General features: G+C 39.7%; 1 protein-coding gene. It reads right to left on the reverse strand.

The window, feature by feature from the left end; translation table 11 throughout:
* Nucleotides 1-1,327: DUF4932 domain-containing protein (locus tag M2132_RS11995; RefSeq protein WP_280673868.1), on the reverse strand; the 1,327-nt coding region annotated here is incomplete at its 3' end.
* Between the last annotated feature and the right edge of the window lie 193 nt (nt 1,328-1,520).

The raw sequence follows: 1,520 nt of genomic DNA on the forward strand, positions 1-1,520 counted from the left end.
AAGAAAGGGAATATTCGGTGTCGGGCTTCAGTTTCACTTCTATAATCCATTCTTGTTTGGTATCCTCATTCCAACGTGCCGACACAACCTCCGGCATGTATCCTTCTCCTTTTCTTCCGTAAGAAGCCCCGTTGGCTTTAGTGTACATCGGCTTATCGAATTTTACGATAATTTCCGTGAGGTTCGGGTCAACGTCTGTTGCATTATCTGCGATATTTGTTCCTAATATTTTAGGGGCTAACATGTCGGCCTCTTCTTTCATTTTTGCCATATCCAAACTGTTGAACAGACTTACTATTTGAGGCATAAAGTCGTCTAATGTGGGATATGTGCTTCTTTCGTTTTTGTATTCGTATAGTAAATCCACAATCTGACCCGTCCACAGGAATCCTTTTGCTATTTCCGCTGTGCAAAGCCTGTTTTTCAGAGTTACATTATTAGAATCTTTCAGCTGATACATGATTTCGCTCGCCCTTACCAATGTTTCGCAAAGCATCGTTTGGCTGTTTCCGTATGCTTGCCTTTGCATAACGCCCTTCACAAGGCTGAAAGCTGTTTCGGCATTATCTGCCATATCATCGTAGTATTTGGCAATAAGCGGGTTACAATACGAATGGTTATATTCGTGTATGATAATAGAAGTTATTCTGGGCGAATAAACGGGCGTACCCACACTGTCGGTACTCCACGAGCCTATAACGGCATAAATGTTACCCGAACCGTCTTTTTTATTTACCGTGCCTCCATAATTACTACCTCCGTTTAGCATGCTTATAACCAGTTTGTAGCTTTCAGGACGTTTTACACCGTAAAAATTTTCGAACCACGAAAAATCGATAGCATTCAGTATAAGCGAAAAATTGTTCTCGGCTTTTTCGTAAAGCCCTTTGTTCGATACAAAAAAGTCATGGAAGCGAGATTCTTTATAAAAATCGTTCAACAGTTTCAAAAAAGTATCAGCACTTTCATCTGTCCATCTCGACTCTAAAGAGCCATCTACCCTGTTTTCAATAAAACTGATTGTTCCGTCAATTTCTATCTGTTGGGCAAACGACATCACTGCATCGTAGCCTATGCCATGATTTTTTCTTATTTCTTGCGCGTAGGCAATTATTGGATGGTTTCTGTGGGGAGAAAAATAATTATCAACCTGCTCTGTGTATTGTTTAAGGTCGTTGGCTACATACTCGGAAGCCCCAGCCAACCGGAATACCGTACTCAACAACTCCATACGCTCATCGACCTTGGGTTTTACCACCTGATTGTTTTGGGCAAATAAACATACGGAACACATAGATAAACATAAAGTCAATAATAGTGTTTTCATGGCTTTTGTTTTATTAAATAAAAGATTTTAATTTTTACAAATATAAAAATTATATCCGAATTTGCAAATGTGAAGGATAATCAATAAGGCTGAGGAAACACTATAACTTTGCTTAAAACCCGTAACCGACCGACAGCTTCAACCCCACCTGCCAGAAATCCATGTAACGCTTTGATGACAGGTTATTGATTTG

It is taken from the genome of Dysgonomonas sp. PH5-45 (assembly GCF_029893235.1).
In the GTDB taxonomy this organism is placed as follows: Bacteria; Bacteroidota; Bacteroidia; order Bacteroidales; family Dysgonomonadaceae; genus UBA1309.